The sequence below is a fragment of the Alphaproteobacteria bacterium genome (genome assembly GCA_019635875.1).
Classification (GTDB): domain Bacteria; phylum Pseudomonadota; class Alphaproteobacteria; order Reyranellales; family Reyranellaceae; genus JAFAZJ01.
The window spans coordinates 308087-329808 of record JAHBYP010000001.1 but is presented as its reverse complement, the minus strand read 5'-3'; the positions used below and the strand labels follow the sequence as shown (position 1 = coordinate 329808).

Genomic DNA, 21722 nt, shown 5'->3' with positions numbered 1-21722 from the left:
CGTATGCACGTCGGCTTCGAGGTTCACGAATCTCACTTGCCGCTCTGGGAGCGATCCGATTGGCGTTACGCTTTCCTCATGGGCGGGCGCGGCAACGGTCGCTCCGGCACCGCCTCTCGCTACTGTGTCTCTCGCCTCTTCGGTAGGGAGTACACGCGCGGCGCTCTCATGCGCGCCGTCCATTCAGACATCAAGACCTCATCCTGGGCCGAGGTAAACGACCGGCTCGAGGAGCAGAACGTCACCGAGGCCGAAGGCCTACGCATCCGGGACATGGAGGTCGAGTACGGTTCCAATAGCCTGCGCACTCACGGGTTCAAAGCGTCTGCCGGCTCACTCACTGCCCGCCTCAAATCGCTCGCGAACTACAATCTCGTGTGGGCCGAGGAAGCGGAGGAGATCGGCGAGCAGGAGTTCATGACGCTCGACGACACCCTGCGCACGACTAAGGGCTCCATTCGAATCGTCCTCACGCTCAACACGCCGGCGAAGACGCACTGGATCATCAAGCGCTTCTTCGACTTGGACGAACCACCGAACGTGCCCGGCTTCTTCGTACCACGTCTCAAGCCCGAGTATGCGGACCAAGCGCTCTACATCCCCGGCACCTTCCGCGACAACCTCCCGAACATCGACCCGGCCACGGCCGAGCGATACGAGCGCTACCGGCAGACCAAGCCTGCCTACTACTGGCAGATGATTGAGGGCCTATCGCCCGAAGTGGTGCTGGGCCGCATCTACTCCGGTTGGCGCGAGATCGATGAGGTGCCGCACGAGGCACGCCTCATCGGGCGCGGCTTGGACTTTGGCTTCGACCCTGACCCTGCGGCTGTGCTCGCCATGTACTGGTACAACGGCGGCATCATCCTTGATGAAGAGCTGTATCAGACCCAGCTCCTCAACGAGCACCTGGCGAATAGCGTCAAGACCAAGCCCACGCCCAACGCTCCCATCGCGGCCGACAGCGCCGAGCCGAAGTCGATCGCTGAGATGCAAACCTACGGCTTGAATGTAATCCCCTGTGAGAAGGGAGCGGACAGCGTCGATCACGGCATCAAGCACGTGCAGAGCTTCAAGATCAGCTACACGAAGCGGTCGAAGAACCTCAAAGCGGAGTACGAGAACTATGCTTGGCTCATCGATAAGAAGACTGGGGAGAACCGGGGCATCGAAGATCCGAAGTGCCCGAACCACCTCATGTCGGCGGCACGCTACGGCCTTACGACGCTTGTGCCGGCGGGGTCGGTGTACGACCCGCAACGGAAAGACCGAGAGCGGATTGAGGTGTCGGTGACGAGGCGGCGGTTGGCGAAGAATCAGTCGAGGTAATCTCACTCATGCATCGTCCCGTAGCTACTTGGTCAGCTGATCGACCCTACCACGTGCATAATCTATCCTGTTACGTCCATAGTTGTCAGTGGGCTTTTGATCCAAGGCCTTTCTGTACTCTTTAAGTGCTTCATCCCGTTTGCCCGTATGTTCCAAGACGATCCCTCTGCAAGTGTATGGGTCTGGGGTTTCGGGTTGGAGCCTCAGCATCTCGTCGCAATCGGACATCGCGCGCGAGGTATCGCCCTTCTTCAGGTATGCGCCCGCGCGCAAGCTCAGAGTTGCTGCCGGGCTTCTAGAACCTAGGCGCAGAACCTCGCTGTGGTCTCGAATCGCGCCGTTGTAGTCGCCACGTCCATCAAGAACACCAGCACGCGCCACGAGGTACCTGATGTTGTTTGGGTCAAACCTAATCGCCGAATTGAGATGTTCGAGCTCTTGGTCCGTAGGTCTTATTGGTGAGTGGGGAGCCCGGCCCTGAAGCTGCTGTGTAACCTGTTCCATCCGCTTCTTCCAGAGAGCGAAGTACGATCCCCAGTGCGCTTTCGCTTTCACGTCCACCGGCAAGCTTGCATCACCTAACAGCCTTGCACAGGCAAACAACTGAGCGTTCCAGTCTAGGGACTTGTCGTTCATGCACACTTGATACTCAAACATGCCACCTTGCGCACCAACCTCGGCGGCTCCAATTGCCGTCCCGAGAATGCAACCAACGACGACTAAGTGCTTCATGGCTATCCCCCGGCACCTCGGCGTACTCTATGCTAGTGGTATACTGAAGCGATGGAAACCGTCTTTGACTTCGTCAAAGAGCAACGCGACGACTACCGCACCCGGACCGTTCAAATCGCGGAAGGCTACGAGTTCTCCCAGTACGAGACGCTCCGCACGATCGAGCTCTACCACAACAGCCGCTTTCTCAGCGGCAACAAGGACACTCTCGACCGCGAAAAGCCGTTCTTCAACATCTGCAAGTTCCGGGTGAACGTCGCAACGCGTGCTACGGACCTCGACACGAAGGATGTGCAGATCCAGTCCGAGCGCATCACGGATAAATCCTACGTCGAGACCTTCCTGCTCAACCTCAAGAATCGCAACTGGATGAAGTCATCAGGCTTCGCGCGCTTTCTCAACAGGATGGGCGCAACCCGCGCGAAGTACGGCGGTGTGCTGATCAAAAAGACCGAGCACGACGACAAGCTGGAGCTGCACGTCGTGCCGTGGCTCAATGTCATCACCGATCAGGTGGACATCCGCAACGGCGTGAAGATCGAGCGCCACTACCACTCGCCCGCTGATCTGCAAACGCTTGCCCCGAAGAACTGGACCAACATCGAAAAGGCCATCGAGACGGCCAAGACGTCGCGCGCGGCGCACGCGGCCGACCCCACGGGCATGGAGAACAAGACACCGGGAGACTACATCGAGGTGTACGAGGTCCACGGCGTTCTGCCAACGTGCTACCTCCGAGGCACTAGCGACAAGTACGGCGAGGAGTATGGCTCCGAGAATGAGTACCAGCGACAGATGCACGTGGTCGTGCTCGACGAGACGACTGTCAAGGACAAGAGCAACGTGAAAGGCGTCACGTTGTTCGCCGGCCTTGAGGACGATGACCCCTACAAATACCTTCCCTACGAGGAAGTGGACGGCCGCGGCCTCGGAGTGGGTGTGATCGAAGACCTCTTCGAAGCGCAGGTGTGGACCAACGACGGCGTGAAGCACAAGAAGGACATGCTGGAACTGGCCGGCAAGATCATCTTCCAAACGGCCGACAAGAACATTGCTGCCAGGAATGTGCTCACGGACGTTGAGACTGGCTCCATTCTCGAGCACGCGCCAGACAAGCCGGTCACCCAGCTCAACAACTTCCCCGCCTCGCTACCGGCGTTTGACAAGCTCATCGACGACTGGAACACGCAGGCCGAGCGCGTCTCCTCGACCTTCAACGCGATCACCGGGGAGAGCATGCCGTCCGGCACGCCCTTTCGGCAGGTCGCCATCCTCAACCAAGAAGCCGGTTCGCTGTTCGAGTACCGCAGGGAGGAGGCCGGCCTGTTTGTGCATGAGATCTACTTCGACTGGCTGCTCCCGTATCTCGTTCAGCAGATCAAGAAGGACAAGGAGCTGGTTGCCACGCTCGAACCCGATGAGCTGGAGCTGGTCTCGGACGCCTTGGCCAAGAAGGAAGTCAACGACTTTGCGAAAGAACAGATTCTATCTGGCGCCATTCCCGATCCGATCGATCTGCAGGGCATCGACGCCGCCGCACGCGAATCCAGCATGCGGCAATCGCGCCGGGCTTTTGTCGGCTTCCAAGACCTGTTCAGCGACTGGGCGGGTACCGTCGATGTGATCACCACTGGCGAGCAGAAGAACAAGGCCGTGGTGCTTGAAACCCTCTTCAATGTGTTCAAGACCGTCGCGACCGCGCCGCAGCTCCTCCAGGACCCTGTGATGGCCCGCCTCTTCAATCAGATCGTCGAAATCGCCGGCATCTCGCCCGTGCTCCTCCAGGGCCACAAGCCGGCCATGCCCACACCCGTTGCCCCGGCCGCGCCTGAAGCGCTGCCGGAGACGGTTGCCTCTTAACGCGTATGGAGATCAACGACGACCAGCAACGACAGATCAGAGCGTTCATCGAGAATAAGCCGATGGCCGCGGCGGTGTTGGCGGTCCTGATGCCTGACGATGAGGAGCTTGGCGCAGGCGTGCCACTTGCGGACGACGCGGAGTACGGCCGCGCGGTGAAGGTCTGGCGTGGCGCGCGCGATCTCATGAGAGAGCGCGTCTCCGAGCTTGAGCGGATAGCTTTCCGTAATCCACAACCCGTGCCTTCCAATCCGGCGCGGTGAGTGGGTTATCATATTAGAAGCCTGCCGGTTATCGGACCGGCGTAACAACACCCCTTATGGCAAATGAAGACGTGGTAGTGCCCGCCGCAGAGGCACCAGAGGCGCCGGAAGCCCCTGAGATCGAAACTCCGGAGGAGCCTGAAGCTCCTGAGCCTGAAGCCGATGAACCGCAAGAAGACCTGGTGCAGATCCGCAAGGATGCCAAGGCCTTTCAGGATCAGAAGCGACGGGCCGAAAAGGCTGAGGCGCGTGTTCGAGAACTCGAAGGCAAGCCCAAGCCTGCCGACCCGGAAAAGGGCGGCGAAGCTCTGTCTAACCTCACCAAGCGCGTAGTGCGCGCGGAACTTGCCGGCCTCGGCATCAAAGACCAGGCCGAACAGGATTTCGTGATCGCTGCCGCCACGCGTCTCGGCATCGAGCCCAGCGCTGCAGCCACCGATGAGATCGTGGCAGCGAAGCTGGAGAAGATGCGCGAAGCGAAGGCAACGAAGGAAGCCACGCCGCCCCCGAACAAGGGAGGCCGCAACGCCAAACCGCAGAAGAACGCTTGGGACATGACCGACGAGGAATTCCAGCGCGAACGATCGCGCGTCATGTCGGGAAGGGCATAGCCATCTTAGCAACGTAAGAAATGGCTTATAAACACCACTTCTACCGTCCCCGATGCTGTCTCGACGTTCTACGACCGAACCTTGCTCACCAAGGCGAAGCCGTTGCTCGTCCACACCAAATGGGGGCAAGTGCGCGACATCCCGCGCAACAACACGGATAACATCCGTTTCCGCCGGTACTCGCTGCTTTCGGCAGCAACCGACCCTCTCGTAGAGGGTGTTACCCCGTCTCTCGCGTCGCTCAGCGTGACCAACGTTGACGCGACTGTGCAGCAGTACGGCAATGGCGTCCTTATCACTGACAAGCTCAACTTCACGACCCAGGACCCGCTCCTGACGGAAGTTGCGGACATTCTCGGTGAGAACGCCGCCAACACGCTCGACCAGCTCACGCGCGACGAGCTGGCGACGACGACCACGATTCAGTACGCCTCGACGGCGACCGCCAACAACGAAGTCACCTCCGCGATGAAGATCACGAAGGCTGAGGTTCAGGAGGCCGTGCGCACGCTCAAGGTCAACAACGCGAAGAAGGTCACGTCCATGGTTTCGGCCTCGGACGGCTTCAACACGTCTCCGCTCGATGCCTGCTTCATCGGTATCGTGCATCCGAATACGACCTACGACCTCAAGAACATTCCGGGCTTCATCCGTGTAGAGGAGTACGGTCAGCGCACGGCTATGCCGGGCGAAGTGGGCGCACTCGATGAAGTTCGCTTCATCGAGACGACCAACGCCAAGGTTTACTCGGCGGCTGGCTCCGGCTCGATCGACGTGTACGGCACCATCATCATGGCGGCCGACTTCTACGCGGTCTCCCGCATCTCGGGTGAGGCGATGAAGAACATCGTCGAAGGCCCGGGCGGCAACTCCGATCCGCTCCACCAGCGTCAGACTTCCGCTTGGAAGGCGACGTTCGTGGCGACGATCCTCAACGACGCGTTCGGTCTCTCGCTCCGTCACGCGGTATCGTCCTAATTAGCATTAACGTTCATTCAACATGGCTAGAAAGCAAGTAGCACCCGCCGAGCAAGCGCCTGAGACGGCCGAGCTCGACACCAATACCGCCGACGTGGCGGTGGAAGTAGCACCCGCCGAGCAAGCGCCTGAGACGGTCACACCGCTCAGTCCCGCTCTGGGCAAAGCCGCTCCGATGGGCAGCAAGGCCCGCGCTATGCGCGACAAGCTCGCTTCTCAGCCCAAAGTCCGCGTCTACATCCCGCTCGCCCCAGGCGAAAAGCAGGGAGTGACGCAATCCGTCGTTCTGAACGGGTACCCCATGTACATCCGAAAGGGTGAATACGTGAACGTTCCGCAGTCTGTGGCTGAGGTCCTGGAGATCAAGCTCAAGCACAAGATGAGCATTGAGAACCACCCCGACCGCATCAAGGCGGACGGCAAGGTCAACCTCGTTTCGTTCGGCGCTTAACAGCTAAGTCACTTACATGGCTATCACAAGCACACAAGACAATGGCGATGGGATCGCACGCTTTGCGTCCGGCTCCTACATCGACACGGGCACCGTGGCGGCCTTCGACATTACGTGCGGCTTCCGTCCGCGCTACGTCAAGGTCATCAACGAAGACGGCGACTGCATGATGGAGTGGTGCACCGGCATGGCAGACGGTGAGGGTATGAAGACGGCTACGGCCGGAGACATAGCCCTTGTCGCCAGCAACGGCATTACTCCGCTCGCGGACGGCTTCACCATCGGTCTCGATACCGACCTCGTGGTTACCAGCGAGCAGCTTCGCTGGATCGCGTTCGGCTAATTAGAGAATCAGCGGCAACTCTGCGGGGTTAGTGCGCGCCGCGGCACTTCTAAAGCCCCTCGCACAAGCATCATGAGCAAATTTGCAGACGAAATCGCAGAAGCAGTCGTCGGCCGCATGCTGAACCACGTCCCGAATGTGGACAACGCCGTCACGTGGCGCGTCGCGAAGAAAGCGGCCTCAGCCTATACGGGCGCTACGGCGAACAGCCACGGCGACCACGACGGTACCGCTGACCCCTACACGCTCTTCACGGTCACCGGGGATGTTATGATCTCCGACTTCTTCGGCGTGTGTAATACGGCTGTCGTTTCGGCGTCCGATACCGGCACTCTCGAAGTGGGCGTTGCCGGCAACACGGCGAAGATCATCGCCCAGACAACGGCAGGCTCCGGCACCATCGCCGCCGGCGACGTGATCACCGATGCGGGCTCTGAGGCTGGTGTAGACGTGAATGCGCACTCCGGCGCAAAGCACTACATCGCCAATGGTGCCGACATCATCGAAACGCTCGCGACCAACAACTTCAACTCAGGCCAGATCGACTGGTACTGCGTGTGGGCACCGGTCGAAGCAGGCGCCCAGGTGGTCGCAGCATAGTTACCTCTGCTCTCACTCTGTCCCCTCCGTCGGGACAGGGATGAGAGCGGAAATTAGCACTTACCATCACCTTCTATGTCAAATCCTGTAACGCCAGTCGAGAAAGCGCTACTCAATGCGGTCACGGCAACAACCACCTCTGAAGCGGTCAACGTCGAAGGCCTCCGTCGCATTGGCTTCCAGTTCAAGCGCGCCAATCACAGCGCCGGATCTTCCGCTTTCACCGTCGAGGGCACCATTAACGGAGCAGACTGGACCGCACTCAATCTCATTGTGAGCAACGCTACCAACACGAACGCGCAGACGCGCACCCGTGTCGCGACTGTGACCTTGTCGTCTGATACGACTGCCCTCGCATTCCTTGAAGACCTGGTCGTGCTCAAGGCCGTCCGCGTTAAGGTCACCGAGACTACAGACGGCACCCACAGCGCGTGGATGATCGCAAGCCAATAAGCACTATCTACCCGCCGCCATGCCGTACAACGACACATCAGGAAAGACAGGCTTGCTGCAAGACTGCGAGTTTTGGACGAACCTGGGTGACGGCACGATCACCGGCGACGCGACGCTGAAAGCCGTGTTCACGCGCCTCCTGAACATCCACTACGGCGAGACCCTTCTGACGTTGCAGCTCGCGACCGGCCGAGACGGCGTCGAGGACACGAACTACACCGATCATCAGTTCTCGACCTTCACGATCACAGAGAACGTGAACAACTACCAGTTTCTGACCGATGAGGATGGCAACACGATCACGGATATCACCGGGGTCATGATCCAACCAGAAACCTCGAGTGAATACCGGCCGCTCACCAGGCTCACGCTCGACGACCCGCGCGCCATGCTCGTCATGTCGCCGAATACTGACAACACCGGCACCCCGAGCGCCTATCTGGAGAAGAACAACATGATTTTCTTCGATGTGCTGCCGGACTACACCAAAGCGGCAGCCGGCAAGCTCTTCTATCGCCTGGTGCCGTCCTACTTTACGACAAGCGACACGACCAAGGAGCCTGGCTTTGTGGAGGGCTTCCACCGCCGGCTTTCGCTGAAATCGTCTCTCGATTGGCTTCGGGTCAACAAGCCCGAGAACGCGACGCTCCTCGGCGAGGTGAAGGGGGAGATCGCGATCTTGGACGAGAAGCTCGACGCCTACGTGCGGCAGAAGAATCCAACCAAGTCCATTATCCGAGGCTCGTCTCACTCAACGCGCTGACATGGCAACCCTCACCAACATAGCCAAGAACCGCTACGTGGCCGGCGCCGGAGGCGAAGTCTTCTACGGCTTCCTCTTTCTCTTCACGCACACATCGGCGGCGACCGGACCGACGCTAACGAATGCGGCCAAAACGAGCGCATCGCTTACAAACGTAGCTAAATCATAGGTATGGCAGACAATTTTTCATTCACGGAAGGCAGCGGCAAGACTGGGGCAGCAGACGATATCGGGGGTGTGCTGTATCCGCGCGTGAAGATCGCGCAGGGCGCGGACGGATCGGCAACGGACGTGTCTTCCGCAGCGCCGCTCCAGGTCTCGCTCGCGAACCACGGCGCGAACGCTACGGCTGTCAAGGTAGACGGTTCCGCGGTGACGCAGCCGGTTTCGCACACCGCACTCACCGAGCTTGCAGCGGCGATCGACACCGAAGTTCAGGTGGACGTGGTGGGCGCGCTTCCAGCGGGTACCAACAACATTGGCGACGTGGACATCGCGAGCATCGCGGCAGGTGATAACAACATCGGGAACGTCGATATCGCGTCAATCGCTGCCGGCGACAACAACATCGGCAACGTGGACGTTGCCACCCTCCCCGCCGATCCGTTGGGCGCCAATGCGGATGCCGCCGCGACCGCGGGCTCGACCGGCTCCATCTCCGCCAAGCTCCGGCTCGCCACGTCCCAACTCGACAGCATCAAGACCGCTGTGGAGAACTTGGACAATGCCATCGCCGGTTCCGAAATGCAGGTGGACATCGTCTCTGCCCCTACCCTCACCGTGAACTCTCACGCAGTCACCAATGCGGGCACCTTCGCGGTCCAGGTAGACGGCTCCGCGCTCACCGCGCTCCAGAAGATCGACGACCCGGTGCTCGTTGACGACGCCGCGTTCACCCCTGGCACATCGAGCGTAATGGTCGCGGGCTTTCAGGCTGATGAGACCGCGACCGACAGCGTCGATGAGGGCGATGTAGGCGCCGCGCGCATGACGCTCGACCGCAAGCAGCACGTGGTTGCGGAGCAGGAAACCGACACCATCCGCGTTGCCGGTACCGCGTACACGGTCAAGCGCGCGGCCATTGTCGCTGCCTCCTCAGGCGAAAACACGCTTGTTGCCGCCGTTGCGTCGAAGAAGATCCGCGTTCTTTCAATCGCGGTGATCTCCGCCGCGGCCAACAACATCTACTTCAACAATGCGACTGATGGCGCTGTCTTCGGTGGCTCTACTAACAAGATCCAGCTCGCGGCCAACGGCGGCTTCGTCCTACCGCACAATCCTCACGGGTGGTTCCAGACTGGCACGAACAACGAAGCGTTGCGCGCAAACCTGTCGGCGGCGAGCGCCGTCTCCGGAGGCCTGACGTATATCGAAGTCTAAATTCCTTGCTATGACTTGGACCACAATCGGCGACCTCAACTCAACTGATCAAGGCTCTGTAACCGTCCACACCATATGGCGACAGTAACCTATCTTGTTGTCGCGGCAGGTGGGGGCGGTGGTCGCGATAACTGGTCAAGCACCCGTGCAGCGGGTGGCGGTGGTGCGGGAGGCTACCGAACTGCCTCAGGCTACACAGTCACCTCAGGTACGCCGTATACCGTCACCGTCGGCGCGGGCGGTGCCGGTGGTGTCGTTTCTGGAGGAACGGGCTCAAACGGCAGCAACGGCCAAGATTCGGTTTTTGATACGATCACCGCGATAGGCGGTGCCGGTGGTGGCGGCCACGATAACGTCGGCAACAACTACGCCGGTTCGAACGGCGGCTCAGGCGGCGGCGGATCAAACGGCGTAGGGGGTGGCACGGGAACAGCCGGGCAAGGCAGCAACGGTGGCGCGGGTGGCGGCACGGGAAGCAACTACAACGGCGGAGGCGGGGGTGGCGCGGGTGCAGTAGGTGGCGCAGGAAGCGACAGCGGAACTGGTGCCGGAGGCAATGGCTTAGCTTTCGATCCCGGCACCGGCTCAGTCACTCGGGCAGGTGGTGGCGGCGCGAGCGGAACGTCTGCGGCATCCTCGGGCGGCTCGGGCGGCGGCGGCGCGGGAAACAACGCGGGAGCCGGTACGGCGGGCACGGCTAACACGGGCGGTGGCGGTGGCGGCGCTCGCGGAGGCGACGGGGGAGCGGGAGGCTCGGGTATCGTCATCATCTACGCCCCCACGGGTACGATAACCTCAGCAACGGGTGGCACCTTCACGCAAGGTGGCGGCAACGACATTTGGACTTTCACTTCTTCAGGAACCTGGACACCGACGATTGGAGGTAGCGCCCGCCAGCTTGCTCTCACGGGAGTTGGCCAATGATTTATGCAGAAAATTCTCCAGCTCGATTCAAAACTTCTTCGCACCGGCCGCACGCGCAGCCAGTTTGATGACACGGGCGGCATCTGGGACGCCGCCCAGGGTCTCAACCCATACCTCGAAAGTGACACGTACCGTGGTCTCGTCGCACTAGGATCGACTCCGACGGACAAGACGGGATCAGTCGTCGTAGACATCCCTGTGGCATACGCAAAGATCGAGTCAGGCTCCACATACACTCTCTATATCCTTGGCCTCTCTGGTCATTTTTACAGCGTCAACGTAAACGAAGCCGTCACTGACCTTCGCTCCGGCACGCCGATCAACGTTCCGGCGAATGGTATGGCAATATTCAGGCCGCGCGCGGCGTCGGCCGCCACCATGCTCTTCGCGCGCCAAGCTCGCATCGGCACGTGGGACTTAAGCGGCACCTATCCGACCGGTTGGAATGACACCGCATACGATCCCGGCACATCCACGCCGCATCGCCCGATGCACCGGCTCTTCGATCGCGTCTACTACGGCAACAAAAACTACATCGGCATGTTCTCTGACGACGGTACCGCCACCATCGTCCACACCGCACAGGCGCTCAACCTCGAAGGCCAGGAGACCGTTACTGCATTGGGCGACGACGGCCGCTACCTAATCGCTGGCGTCTCGCGCGCAATCACCGAGTCCTACAATGGACTCAATCGCGTCCGCCTCATCTTCTGGGACGGCAACAAATCATCTTGGGATTGGGAAACGGAGATCCCGAATGAGACATCCATTCGCGGCATCCGCCGATCCGGTGACATCGTTCATGTCTTCGGTAAGAGAGGCGCGTACACCGTTTCGTTCGGCACCGGCGTCAAGCCGCTCTATCTGTTTGATTCGGACGAGGCCATTGCTTTCGACGCCCTTAACTACGGTCACGTCGGCTCCCTTGCGTCATGGGGCGATGGGATCATTTTTGGCAAGCTGGGCACAGCAATTTCCAAGATGCTGCCGGGCGATCCGCGCATAGTCTTTAACCCGCTCCAGGGCTTCACCGGGGAAATCTCGCTCATCATCCCCGACTTCCTCGAAAACAAAGTGTACGTCGGTACACGCTCATCGAAGCTCTACTCATACGACCTCACTACGGCCGGCGCCTCGTCTACGCCGCTCACCACGCGCTTTCTGAACCTCGACGGCAGATACCATGTCGAGCGCCTTTCGATTACGCTCCCGAACGGGATCGGGGCGTCCGACAGCATTGCAATCTCCATTGCGGGGATCGATGGCACTTCCGCGACACTGTCCACCATCACCCAGGCCTACTACGGCAACCAATACTTCCTGAGCATCCCCCTCCCCAAGCAGATCACCACAACGCACGCGAAGTTAAGCGTTACAATGTCCGCAGGCACGCCTTCGTTTGCCGACATCGCGCTCTGGGGCACCCCGGCAACACAGTAGCTATGGAACTGAAATACACAGAACCGGAAGCAGTCAGAAACACGCCGCCGCAGCGCTTGGAGACGCTCTGGGGGCTTTTTCCGACAACAAGCAGCGCGCCGACTCACGTGCCGAGAAACCTCTACGAGCAGATCGTCGTCTACCGAAACGGCGCGACGCTTCGCCTGTACATCTACGACACCGCTAACAATGCATGGCGCTACGCCACGCTCACCTGATCTATGGCAACACCACTACCCAATCCGTTCTCCATCGAAGGCGCCAAGCGCATTTCTGAGGTTGCCGGCCAGAAGCTCGCCACCACGCCCATAGACGCCTCGACCCTCACGGCTACCCCGCCGATTCAGACGCCCGCGTACACCCCGCCGGTCTTCAATCCTTCCACGATCGTACTTCCGCCAATCCAGAACACGCCGGAGCAGGATGCGCTTAGGGCGAAGCAGGACGACCTCATAACGGATATCGATTCCGGCACCACAAAGCTCGGCACCAAATCTGCGCGCAAGCTAGAGCTCGAAACGGCGCAGGGCATCCCTCAGCTCAACAAAGACATCCTCGAACTGTACGACCAGGCGAACCAGATCGACGCCGCGTCTGTCCAGATGAAGGCGACTTCGGAAGACCGACTTGCGCCCACCTTCGCCATTGTCGGCGAGCAGGCTTCGATCGATCGTCAGGCCGCCGCCAAAAAGGCCGGCATCGCTGCTATCGCAACGGCGAAGCAGGGCAAGCTCGCCCTCGCCCAGGACTACGTGACGCAATCGCTCGCAGCCGAGTTCGATCCGGTCGAGGCTGAGATTGCGCACAAGAAGTTCCTGCTTCAAATCAACATGGACAATTTCAATGTGGAGGAGAAGCGCCGAGCGGAAGCGCGTATCGAGATGCTCGACCAGCAGAGGAGCGCTCTCACGGAGTACCGGGACCAGCGCGCCAAAACGCTCGACATCATGCTGGCGGCCGCCGGCGCCGGTGCGGACAACGCAACGCTCGCGAAGATCCAGGCAGCGTCCTCCCCGGAAGAGGCTACGAGACTTGCCGGCGCAGTGCTGGGAGCGAAGTTCCAGGATGCGAAACAGCAGCAGGAATTTGAGAACAGCATCCGCCTGGCTCAACTCGCCATTGATCAGCGGAACGCGAGCGGCGGCGGCGTCACAACTGATCCGCTTCAGGCGCTTGCCTACGCCCAGCAGTACGCATCGACGGGCACTATCCCAACTGGCCTGCCGAAAGGCACGTTTGGGGTTGTGGCGCAACTCGCCAAGGAGCTGCCGAAGCCGGACGGCTCGATCATCGACACCAACACCGGGACCAAACCGGCCATCTCGGATGCCAGGATCGACGGCCTGGCCGCGCTGTACGACATCTCGAAGAAGGTGGCGGACCTGAAGCAGCTCGATACCGAGCGTTCAAAGGGCCTCATTTTGGGTGGCTTGGGCAAGGTTTTCGGCGCGGCTGATCAGCAGCGCTACATCGATCTACGCACGGAAATTGTGGACCTTCTATCCCGCGCCCGCACTGGTGCCGCGCTCACCGCCAGTGAGGAGAAATTCTATGCCGATCAGCTTCCCGGTCGCGTGTCCAACGCCTTCTTCCTCGGGGTGAATACCCAGGACCGCATCGACAACTTCGCATCGAAGATCAACGACACACTCGACACCAAGCTACGGGCGAACCAGGCGGCGATTGTGGGCTACAGCAAGATCAATATCGGCGGTCAGGACTTCACCGTGGGCCAGATCGTTACCAATGCAGACGGCGTGCAGGGCCGCGTGCTCGCGGACGGGTCCATAGCCGTAATCCAACAATGATATGGCAATCGTCAGCGCAACAGAATTTTTTGGAAGCAAGCCGACGCTAGCGAAGCCCCGAATCGTGCCGGCCGAAACTAAGCGGCCGCCCACCTATATGGAGCGGACCGCCCAGGCTCAGCGAGCAGGCATCGAAAAGGTCAAGGAAGGGCTTGCAGCTCCCCAGACTGCAAAGAACCCTTTGGAGGTGATCGAGGGGAGCCTTAAGGCGGGTGCCGGCATCATAGAAGCGGCTTTCGCGCCGGTGTCGGCCGCCGTATCTCCGGTGATCAGCCCGGTGATCGAAGCCGCCGCGGATAAGATCAGCGACGTTCCGGCCGTCCAGCAGTTCGCTCGGTCTCGAGCCGGCGAGAGAACGGCGCGGGTGCTCGAAAGCGTGCAGAATGCCACCACCATTGCCGGTGCGATCGCACCCACCCCTGCCAAGGGCCTAACGACAGGTGCAGCGACGACAAAGGCAGCAGCCGCAAACGCGGGCAAGGGCCTCATCAGCGCTGCTGGGAAAGGGGTTGAAAGCACCGGACAGAAGATCCAAAGCTCAGTGATCCGCCCATCGATCCGTGACGTGAAGGACGGCTTCAATATCGAGAACGTCGCGAAGTACGATGTGGGCGGGTCTCTTCCGGAGACCATCGCCAAGTCTCACGTGAAACTGAACCAGCTCAGCCAAGAGCTGAAGGCGGAGCTGAAGAGTTCGCCGGTAAAGATCAACCTCAAGGAAACCCTGTCGGAGACGACGCGCCGCCTCGGCGCCGAGAAGGCCGCTACGTTCGGCGATAACGCTGCGCTCGATCGCGTCCTGGATCAGATCGCCGATGAAATCGAGCGCGTTGGCGTTTCCGATGCGGACCTTGTCACTGCGACGAACATCAAGCGTGGTGCGGGTCAGAAAGGCTCCTGGGCGTACAATCGACCCGATCCGGACGCGTCCGCAATCGAGCGCGTGTATACCGAGTTCTACAACGTCCTGAAGGAGCAGATCGAGGTGGCGACGCCGGATGGCAGAATTCGGGCCATCAACCGTCAGATTTCGGAGCTGATCCCCATCCAAAATGCAGCGCTGCGCCGATTGCCCGTCGAGGAGCGAAACAACGCCATCAGCCTTACGGACACCATCGGGTTTATGAGCGCGCTGTTTGATCCGAAAGCGCTATTGCTCGTCGGGGCGTCAAAGGCCGCTCGAAGCGGAAAGGTCGGTGAGATGCTTTCCAGGACCGGCCGGAAGATGCAAGGCAAACGCTAGCGCGACCAGACCAGATATATGAAAAATCCTATCGCAAGCAGTGCAGCCCACAACATCCAATCAGCTTACACCCGATTAGCAATCGCGCAATGATATGGCCGGAAACTCCACAGACCTCGTCGATCAGTTTCAGACCGACCATGACCTGCTCATTGAGCTGCGCACCGAGATGCGCGGTCTCCGTGCAGACTTCAAGGACGCCAAGGCCAACTACGTTACCCAGGCCGAGTTCTGGCCGGTGCGCATGTTGGTGTACGGCTGCACCGGCCTGATACTCACAGCCGTCGTCGGCGCGCTCATCGTCCTCGTGATAAAATTGTGAGGTATGGCGCAACTTTTCTATCGGCCAGTACACCCGTGGATCGTCACCCAGCGCTTCGGCGCCAACCAAGTCTGTATTGATGTCGCTACCGGCACGAAAATCATTGCCTGCGACGGCCTCAATCCTCCACCGGGCTTCAAATCGGTCTACTCGATGATGAAGGGCCACAACGCCCTCGACCTCATGGCAACCCGCTGGCAGCCCGTATACGCAGCCAGGGAGGGCGTGGTGAGCGAAGTGGAGACTGAAGCCAGCCGAGGCCTTGGCGTCGCCATAACGCACGATTTCGGCCCCGAGGGACGCTTTAAGACCCGCTACTGGCACTTCGCCGCCATCGACGTGCATCTCGGCGAAACCGTCTCGACCGGCCAGCTCATCGGCTACGCCGACAGCACCGGCTATTCGACCGGCGACCACCTCCATTTCGAAGTGAAGCCCCTCAACCCGGACGGCTCCAATATGTACCAGGCGAACGGATTCTTCGGAGCGACAGACCCGACGCCGTACATGTTCGACGAACCGGCCGTCCAGGCTTCCTTCATGCGCCAGCTCGTCGAAGTGCTCGCTCGCTATTTGGACCTTCTCACCGACAAGATGCGCATGATTAAGACGCCATCCGCCTAGCGCCTTCCCTCGCGCCCCTTCGACCTTGGGGGTTCGGCACGAGCGAGGGCGGTGGGCAGAAGCCTGCCTTAGTAACTAGCAACACACGTATGGATTTCCTCAATCCCGCATTATTGGCAATCGTCCCCCTCACCGTCGGCTTGGTCGCGGTGGTGAAAGGCCTTGGCATCCCCAGCCAGTTCGCTCCTGTCGCGTCCATTGTGTTTGGCGTGGGGATGGCGTGCTTCGTCGCCTCGTCTACCAGCGAGATCGTCCTGGGCGGCATAGCTATCGGCCTCATGGCGAGCGGCTTGTACTCCGGCACGCGCGCTGTGGTGGGCGCCTAGCTCCCCACCAGTCGCTCTATACAACTCCGGGAGCCTCGAAAGAGGCTCTTGGCGGTTGTGCGTAGCCGAAATACACTCTCCTGCACGATAAGGAGCTTAATGGTGTCGCAAATCCCCGAAGAACCGTCAGAAAACTTTGAGACCAAGTTCGTCTATACAGCAACAGTTGTTTACCCACCCCAGCAAGAGACCGACCAGGACAAACTTCCCTCACGACTATATAAGCTTTCCAGTTCGCTCAATGGTGGCGTCCACCTCGACCTTTGGCTTTTTGTCGTCTCCTTGTTTACCGGCTTCTTGCCCGCAGCCGCGGTATTCCTGTACCTGTGGTATCCGGCCTACTTCACGCTAAGCCTTTTGCTTCTTGCATTCAGCTTCCTCGATATTCTCGTTCTTACCCTTGGCCGTGTTGAGGCATTTCTCTTCCGGCGAATCGCTAGGCGGATAGGCTAGCCGGGTTCCCATGCCACCCCACGAACACATTAGTGACTTGGTCTGCATCGCGGGTATCGTGATCAGTTTCTGGATGTTCCTTCGCGTTGGTGTAGTGCTGAGCTTAGGCAGCGAAGCGGACCGCCAAATCACAACGGAAAAGTACCAGATACTCAGAGAACTAATCTTCCGCGAAATGGATGCTCGCACGATGTTCTGCACCCACGTTCTCGCCGTTGTCGTCGTACTAAAAGGTAGCGCGAGAATGCTCTTCATCGGAGGAGGGATCGCAATTGCTGGGTCAGTCGTTCTCGCGGCATGCCCATCTCTTGCGCAAAAGATCGCGGAGATGATCAGAGAACTCATTCAAGCCAGAACTTAGGAATGACAGCCCCACCCCTGAATGAGAGATTCGGGGCGCACAGGAAAGCTTATGTGGACAGAGGGTTGGTGAAGCCGAGCCTTTCCCCAAAGGGCCGTGAGTGCTTCTTGGAACAGGCAGAGACACAGATTCAGAGGCCCGGAGACGGCCGTTGTCTTTTTCCGGGCTTTCGCATCTGTACCCCTGGCTGCCTGTGATGATTGGCTATTGTTGCGCGGCGACCGCGTGTCGCTCGATCGACGGCGCTTTATTGCAGTGCGTGACCCGCGCGCCAGCAACCAACCATCTCGTTTAATCAGGCTCCTTTTTCTATAGCGCTGATCCTGTGCAGGGCGCTTTTTCCTCTGTCGAAGAGCAATCTCGGCAACACAAAAGCCGCCCGAAGGCGGCTAGTGTGATGAGGTGCCGATTAAGGCGCTGAAGGTTCCAAAGGCTGAAACGCTCTGCGCCTTATCCTTAATCTTCCTCATAGCCATACTGTACCATCCTCTGTGAAGCCGGAATGAACCGGTGGGGATAACGGCAGTGTCCGAGCCCAAAAGGCATCACTACATCCCAGTTTTCTATCTCACGCCTTGGGCTCAGCGGCGTGGCGAACTGTATGAGTTCAGCAAGCCCTACAAGAGGGTCGTCGGGAAGTGGCGGCATCCGAAAGCCACCGGCTACAAAGTGGGCCTCTACACGATGCCAGGCGTCCCGCCGGAGCACGCCCAAGAGATTGAGAAACGCCTGATGGGAATGACCGACGGCTCCGCTGCGCAGGCGCATCGGATCTTGCTAAGTGCCAACACAGCCGAGCCGTACATGAGCGCTGAACTCCGCTTCGCGTGGGCGCGCTTTATCTATGCTCTCATTTTTCGGAGCCCCCATTACTTGGATCGCATCCGGGCGAGCTACGCGGAGGACGCTGCCCGATTGGTCGACTCATACAGCGACCTCTACGATTCTCTCCGAGCGCCGACTGATCCTGCGACGTTCGAAGAGTTTAGAGCAGGTTTCCTCGCGAATCCGCGCAACCTAACCCCGCTCAACGTACTCCGTGCGTTGATCTTGGGTGGCGATGGCCCGCTTCACATCTCTGCCATGCATTACCGCGTCTTCCAGCTTCCAAGCTCAGTGAAGCGATCATTCCTTACCTCGGACCGACCGATCATAATGACGAATGGTCTGACAAAGCCGGAGGGCCACATAATCGTTCCACTCTCCCCCACTGCGCTCTTTGTGGCCGATAACACTGATCGTGCGTTCAAGTACGTGCGATCGCTGTCGCCACCAACACTCATCCGCCACGTCAACAAGCAGGTTGCGGAGCAGTCTCACCAGCTCGTTTATTCGCGAGACGAGTCACCGCTCCAATTCATCACACCGCTTCTTGGGAAAGGCGTGAAGGCTACTCCGGTAGGATAGCTGGGTGGATAAACGGCCGCTTGCGCGCCGACCAGTCCCGATCAACGGCGGCGGCTCTGCCATCTTACAAGACGCCACCCAGTACCCTTTTCCCGGCCTCTCGACCGGGCCTGTGCCTCCGCCTATCGCTCCGCCTCCCTGTTAGGCTGTTCTGTTAGGCCGCTCTGCTTCACGAACGGCCAATAAACCCCGCATTTCCCGCACTTGTTCGCGACGGCCTCCGGCCGCGACTTCCTTTCTTTCTTGGTTATGCCTCACTTCCGGGAGCACCCGTACCCAACCCCCACCACCTCCAGCTCGCCCCCGGGGGCTCGCTGCGCCCACCTGGCTACCGGCTTCGCCGTCGCCTTGCGGGCTATCGAACAAGCCTTCGGCTCGTCCGATAGTCCTCGACGACCGGCGAAGCCGGATGCGTCCGAGAGATGTCCGAGACAAACGGACACTTCCAAGAAAGAAAGGAAGTCGCGGCCGTCGCCCCTGCTCGCCGCTCACAAGTGCGGGGACACTTCTCAATCTCCAAATCGCGCTCATCGAATCACACTCATCCGGCCCTCAACCGCAATCCACACACGCACACGAAAAAATACGGAGGGCCGCCGGTACAATGCATGAATGCCCGCTTGCAGGTACTGCGACCACTCTGGAGCGATGCACGACTGGCGCACTCCCCTTTGTTCCTTGAAAGGCCAGATCGGCCATTCCTGCCATCGAGAGCATCCCAAGCGCATCCGTGGGCGTTGCACTGTTTCCGGCTGCGACTGCACTGGCTACCGGCCCAACAGCAACGAGCAGCGACCTGCGAATCCCCTCATTGGACGACTGCGTAAGAGACGGTAATCGGACGCCGTAACGGACACCTTTTCGGACACGCTCGCCAACAGGCGAGACGCGTCCGAAGTCGGCTTCCGTTACGGCGTCACTTCTTGACCACGCTGAATGTCGAGCACCCCGGTATCGAAGCGACCACATTCCCCTGATAGCTCTTCCCATCTGTGGACGTGCCCACCAGGCCGATCATCGAGAAGCCGTACGGCTCCTTGACCCAGTTCATCGGAGTGAGCTGCATCATGGAATCGCTCAACGTGCCCTGCATCATGAACGACCCCTCCGGCACGTTGGGGTTCAGCGGTGAAGGGCCAAAGGCGAACAGCACGAAACTGGTGCTGCCGTGCTTCTGCTGCACCGTGAGCGTGAGCTTGGTCATGCCCTGCGAGCAGACGTAGGAGCCTTCGTAGTTTTGCGCCAAAGCCACAGACGGAAACGCGACCAAGGCCGCGAGCATAAGTCCCCGCATGAGTCCTCCCCTTTTGCGTGCATTTCAGCCCGGCGCACACGGAGAGTCAATTCCCCCCCAATGCCCCCAAACGTGGTGTGATAGGATGGCGGAGCCGGGGTTGTTCACCTGGCATTTCGTCCTCAGCGACGCTCTCCGCAAAGCCGCCCGCGCATAGGCGGCTTTTGCGTTCACTCGGTCCACTGCTTCACATGCCCGTTGAAATCGTTTGTGCCTCGCACCAGGCCCGACAGCTTGGCGACCAGCTCCGCATCGGCCGAGCTGGCGTGCCGCAGCTCCTTGTCCTCGATCGACAGACACGCCTGCCGGAGCTTGTCGGGCAGCTCCTCGAGGAAATTGCACCCCCCGATGAGCCGCCTTTCGCGGACGAGGTTCGCGTGCTGATTTCGACCGTAGAAGCCCAGGTCGGGCACGACGACCTGGCCGCGGTATTGATTGAGCAGGAGGAGCCCGAGCACGAGCGCATCAAACTCGCCCAGCTCCGCGCGGTTGAGCCGGGCGATCACGGCCGAGCTCGGCTTGAATGAGAACGGCTCGCCGGGCGTACAGAGCACGCGCTTGAGGACGGGCGACACGAGAAGATCCCCGATCATAGCGGCTACCTCCTCATCACCATCCACACGGTCGAGGGACTCGGCCGCCAGGAGAGCCCTAAGCAGCGTTCGCTTACCGTTGCGGACCGTGAGCGTGTTCTCGCCCTGTGGGGCGATCGTGTAGAGCACCTCCGCCAGCTCGCGTGCGCGCTTGTAGTCGATGCCTTTGAGGGGGTTGAAGCAGTGGACGAGCGGGTCGAAGACGCGCGTCTGATGGTGCAGCTCGCGCACCTCGTCATTTATGAAAAGGTAGCCGCGCTTCCTGGGCGGCCGGACATCCTTGGTGAAGCCGATATAGAGCTTGTTCATTGATAGTTGGCATCTGGTGGCGGAACGCCAACCAAAGCTCAGTCTGGTTTGCATGGGCGGGCGACAAACGCGAGTAGAGCCACGTGCGCTGTTTGGACTGCTCGCGGGTGCCCGCCGCAAAAAAGAGCGGGCCGCAACAATTTTATCATCTGAGGAGGTGTGAGGAGGTCGCGCCGTAGACCAGATTTTCCGCTCGCGTACCGTGAGGCCACCGCAACGGAGGCTCACATGCAGGTTCGCAATCTCGCTATCGTGCTCTACGGCGTCGCCTTCTTCGCCATCCTCTATGACGGCATCGCCCGCCACCCCGCGCCGTGCTTCGTGGCCGACACCCTGGTCAGCTCGGCGAGCAAGGAGTAGGCGGCCATGAAATCAACCATCCGCATCGTCCTCGCGTTCTACGGCATCCTGATCGCCCTCATCCTCATCGACATCGCCGTGCAGGTGCGACGCACCGTTACGCTCTACCCCGATACGGTGGTCAGCGAGTGGAAGGTGGAGGTTTAGGAGCCATCACCGATCAAACTCTTTGAAGACCCGATACGACTTTGGAATTTCGGCGTATGCAATCTTCTTGGCGAGGTAGAGCTTGAAGAAATGTCGTCGGCGTTGCTGCATGAACTTCGCACTGTACGACTGATTTGCCTTTTTCTGTCGCCATCTCTTCACGCGTTGATATGCGCTCAAAGCCATCGAGTAGACTATACCGCGCCCGCCTTCCTTAGCGCCCTTCGTTATCCACACCAGGCCGTTGCGTTATCATCACCACATGCTTGAATGATCATAGGGAAGAAGCGGTCAGAGTAATGCGGCGGCGTCGGCTCGGAAAGCCACCGGTCAGATAATCGCTCGCGA

General features: G+C 59.9%; 24 protein-coding genes. 21 read left to right on the top strand and 3 right to left on the bottom strand.

Features of this window, described 5'->3' with window-relative positions:
- Positions 1 to 3: 3 nt before the first annotated feature.
- Positions 4 to 1329: a phage terminase large subunit gene (locus KF889_01630; GenBank protein ID MBX3498116.1), complete on the top strand. Its 1326-nt coding sequence runs from the start codon at positions 4 to 6 to the stop codon at positions 1327 to 1329.
- 24 nt (positions 1330 to 1353) lie between these two features.
- Here KF889_01630 and KF889_01625 read toward each other — a convergent pair whose 3' ends face one another.
- On the bottom strand, positions 1354 to 2061 hold the full coding sequence (locus tag KF889_01625) for a tetratricopeptide repeat protein (GenBank protein MBX3498115.1): 708 nt from the start codon (positions 2059 to 2061) through the stop codon (positions 1354 to 1356).
- A 51-nt stretch (positions 2062 to 2112) separates the two neighbouring features.
- Here KF889_01625 and KF889_01620 point away from each other — a divergent pair, with 51 nt between their 5' ends.
- From KF889_01620 to KF889_01530, 19 genes are all read left to right on the top strand, one after another.
- Entirely contained in the window at positions 2113 to 3921 is a 1809-nt protein-coding gene (locus KF889_01620) for a hypothetical protein (GenBank protein MBX3498114.1), read from the top strand.
- A gap of 5 nt (positions 3922 to 3926) precedes the next feature.
- The gene (locus KF889_01615) at positions 3927 to 4184 is read left to right on the top strand and encodes a hypothetical protein (protein MBX3498113.1); all 258 of its coding nucleotides are present in this window, start codon (positions 3927 to 3929) and stop codon (positions 4182 to 4184) included.
- Between the two features lie 56 nt (positions 4185 to 4240).
- Positions 4241 to 4795, top strand: coding sequence for a hypothetical protein (locus KF889_01610; GenBank protein MBX3498112.1), 555 nt, complete (start codon positions 4241 to 4243; stop codon positions 4793 to 4795).
- Between the two features lie 27 nt (positions 4796 to 4822).
- Entirely contained in the window at positions 4823 to 5773 is a 951-nt protein-coding gene (locus KF889_01605) for a N4-gp56 family major capsid protein (protein MBX3498111.1), read from the top strand.
- Between the two features lie 22 nt (positions 5774 to 5795).
- Positions 5796 to 6224 (top strand): hypothetical protein, encoded by a 429-nt coding sequence (locus KF889_01600; protein MBX3498110.1) that lies wholly within the window; start codon positions 5796 to 5798, stop codon positions 6222 to 6224.
- A gap of 16 nt (positions 6225 to 6240) precedes the next feature.
- Positions 6241 to 6567, top strand: a complete 327-nt coding sequence (locus tag KF889_01595; protein MBX3498109.1) for a hypothetical protein — start codon at positions 6241 to 6243, stop codon at positions 6565 to 6567.
- Positions 6568 to 6639: 72 nt separating this feature from the next.
- Positions 6640 to 7167 carry a hypothetical protein gene (locus KF889_01590; GenBank protein MBX3498108.1) on the top strand — a complete coding sequence of 176 codons (528 nt, stop codon included), beginning with the start codon at positions 6640 to 6642 and terminating at the stop codon, positions 7165 to 7167.
- A 75-nt stretch (positions 7168 to 7242) separates the two neighbouring features.
- A complete protein-coding gene (locus KF889_01585; protein MBX3498107.1) occupies positions 7243 to 7620 on the top strand; it encodes a hypothetical protein in 378 nt (125 codons plus the stop codon).
- A gap of 52 nt (positions 7621 to 7672) precedes the next feature.
- Positions 7673 to 8383: a hypothetical protein gene (locus KF889_01580; GenBank protein MBX3498106.1), complete on the top strand. Its 711-nt coding sequence runs from the start codon at positions 7673 to 7675 to the stop codon at positions 8381 to 8383.
- Between the two features lie 171 nt (positions 8384 to 8554).
- A complete protein-coding gene (locus KF889_01575) occupies positions 8555 to 9763 on the top strand; it encodes a hypothetical protein (protein ID MBX3498105.1) in 1209 nt (402 codons plus the stop codon).
- Between the two features lie 927 nt (positions 9764 to 10690).
- Positions 10691 to 12127, top strand: coding sequence for a hypothetical protein (locus KF889_01570; protein MBX3498104.1), 1437 nt, complete (start codon positions 10691 to 10693; stop codon positions 12125 to 12127).
- Positions 12128 to 12129: 2 nt separating this feature from the next.
- Entirely contained in the window at positions 12130 to 12345 is a 216-nt protein-coding gene (locus KF889_01565; GenBank protein ID MBX3498103.1) for a hypothetical protein, read from the top strand.
- A 3-nt stretch (positions 12346 to 12348) separates the two neighbouring features.
- Positions 12349 to 13935 (top strand): hypothetical protein, encoded by a 1587-nt coding sequence (locus KF889_01560; GenBank protein ID MBX3498102.1) that lies wholly within the window; start codon positions 12349 to 12351, stop codon positions 13933 to 13935.
- Position 13936: 1 nt separating this feature from the next.
- Complete coding sequence (locus KF889_01555) at positions 13937 to 15178, top strand: hypothetical protein (protein MBX3498101.1); 1242 nt, start codon at positions 13937 to 13939, stop codon at positions 15176 to 15178.
- A gap of 94 nt (positions 15179 to 15272) precedes the next feature.
- Positions 15273 to 15500 carry a hypothetical protein gene (locus KF889_01550; protein MBX3498100.1) on the top strand — a complete coding sequence of 76 codons (228 nt, stop codon included), beginning with the start codon at positions 15273 to 15275 and terminating at the stop codon, positions 15498 to 15500.
- A gap of 3 nt (positions 15501 to 15503) precedes the next feature.
- Positions 15504 to 16124, top strand: a complete 621-nt coding sequence (locus tag KF889_01545; GenBank protein MBX3498099.1) for a M23 family metallopeptidase — start codon at positions 15504 to 15506, stop codon at positions 16122 to 16124.
- 89 nt (positions 16125 to 16213) lie between these two features.
- Positions 16214 to 16450, top strand: a complete 237-nt coding sequence (locus KF889_01540) for a hypothetical protein (protein ID MBX3498098.1) — start codon at positions 16214 to 16216, stop codon at positions 16448 to 16450.
- Between the two features lie 99 nt (positions 16451 to 16549).
- Positions 16550 to 16903 (top strand): hypothetical protein, encoded by a 354-nt coding sequence (locus KF889_01535; protein MBX3498097.1) that lies wholly within the window; start codon positions 16550 to 16552, stop codon positions 16901 to 16903.
- Positions 16904 to 17789: 886 nt separating this feature from the next.
- Positions 17790 to 18671 carry a DUF4238 domain-containing protein gene (locus KF889_01530; protein MBX3498096.1) on the top strand — a complete coding sequence of 294 codons (882 nt, stop codon included), beginning with the start codon at positions 17790 to 17792 and terminating at the stop codon, positions 18669 to 18671.
- A gap of 916 nt (positions 18672 to 19587) precedes the next feature.
- Here the strand turns inward: KF889_01530 and KF889_01525 are convergent.
- A complete protein-coding gene (locus KF889_01525; protein ID MBX3498095.1) occupies positions 19588 to 19965 on the bottom strand; it encodes a hypothetical protein in 378 nt (125 codons plus the stop codon).
- A gap of 170 nt (positions 19966 to 20135) precedes the next feature.
- Positions 20136 to 20867, bottom strand: coding sequence for a hypothetical protein (locus KF889_01520; protein MBX3498094.1), 732 nt, complete (start codon positions 20865 to 20867; stop codon positions 20136 to 20138).
- A 366-nt stretch (positions 20868 to 21233) separates the two neighbouring features.
- Between KF889_01520 and KF889_01515 the strand changes: the two genes are divergently transcribed.
- Complete coding sequence (locus tag KF889_01515) at positions 21234 to 21374, top strand: hypothetical protein (protein MBX3498093.1); 141 nt, start codon at positions 21234 to 21236, stop codon at positions 21372 to 21374.
- The last annotated feature ends 348 nt before the right edge of the window (positions 21375 to 21722 follow it).

Coding starts and splice junctions, on each gene's coding strand:
- KF889_01630 (MBX3498116.1), top strand. CDS start 4: ATGCACGTCGGCTTCGAGGTTCACGAATCTCACTTGCCGCTCTGGGAG.
- KF889_01625 (MBX3498115.1), bottom strand. CDS start 2,061: ATGAAGCACTTAGTCGTCGTTGGTTGCATTCTCGGGACGGCAATTGGA.
- KF889_01620 (MBX3498114.1), top strand. CDS start 2,113: ATGGAAACCGTCTTTGACTTCGTCAAAGAGCAACGCGACGACTACCGC.
- KF889_01615 (MBX3498113.1), top strand. CDS start 3,927: ATGGAGATCAACGACGACCAGCAACGACAGATCAGAGCGTTCATCGAG.
- KF889_01610 (MBX3498112.1), top strand. CDS start 4,241: ATGGCAAATGAAGACGTGGTAGTGCCCGCCGCAGAGGCACCAGAGGCG.
- KF889_01600 (MBX3498110.1), top strand. CDS start 5,796: ATGGCTAGAAAGCAAGTAGCACCCGCCGAGCAAGCGCCTGAGACGGCC.
- KF889_01595 (MBX3498109.1), top strand. CDS start 6,241: ATGGCTATCACAAGCACACAAGACAATGGCGATGGGATCGCACGCTTT.
- KF889_01590 (MBX3498108.1), top strand. CDS start 6,640: ATGAGCAAATTTGCAGACGAAATCGCAGAAGCAGTCGTCGGCCGCATG.
- KF889_01585 (MBX3498107.1), top strand. CDS start 7,243: ATGTCAAATCCTGTAACGCCAGTCGAGAAAGCGCTACTCAATGCGGTC.
- KF889_01575 (MBX3498105.1), top strand. CDS start 8,555: ATGGCAGACAATTTTTCATTCACGGAAGGCAGCGGCAAGACTGGGGCA.
- KF889_01570 (MBX3498104.1), top strand. CDS start 10,691: ATGCAGAAAATTCTCCAGCTCGATTCAAAACTTCTTCGCACCGGCCGC.
- KF889_01565 (MBX3498103.1), top strand. CDS start 12,130: ATGGAACTGAAATACACAGAACCGGAAGCAGTCAGAAACACGCCGCCG.
- KF889_01560 (MBX3498102.1), top strand. CDS start 12,349: ATGGCAACACCACTACCCAATCCGTTCTCCATCGAAGGCGCCAAGCGC.
- KF889_01555 (MBX3498101.1), top strand. CDS start 13,937: ATGGCAATCGTCAGCGCAACAGAATTTTTTGGAAGCAAGCCGACGCTA.
- KF889_01550 (MBX3498100.1), top strand. CDS start 15,273: ATGGCCGGAAACTCCACAGACCTCGTCGATCAGTTTCAGACCGACCAT.
- KF889_01545 (MBX3498099.1), top strand. CDS start 15,504: ATGGCGCAACTTTTCTATCGGCCAGTACACCCGTGGATCGTCACCCAG.
- KF889_01540 (MBX3498098.1), top strand. CDS start 16,214: ATGGATTTCCTCAATCCCGCATTATTGGCAATCGTCCCCCTCACCGTC.
- KF889_01535 (MBX3498097.1), top strand. CDS start 16,550: ATGGTGTCGCAAATCCCCGAAGAACCGTCAGAAAACTTTGAGACCAAG.
- KF889_01525 (MBX3498095.1), bottom strand. CDS start 19,965: ATGCGGGGACTTATGCTCGCGGCCTTGGTCGCGTTTCCGTCTGTGGCT.
- KF889_01520 (MBX3498094.1), bottom strand. CDS start 20,867: ATGAACAAGCTCTATATCGGCTTCACCAAGGATGTCCGGCCGCCCAGG.
- KF889_01515 (MBX3498093.1), top strand. CDS start 21,234: ATGAAATCAACCATCCGCATCGTCCTCGCGTTCTACGGCATCCTGATC.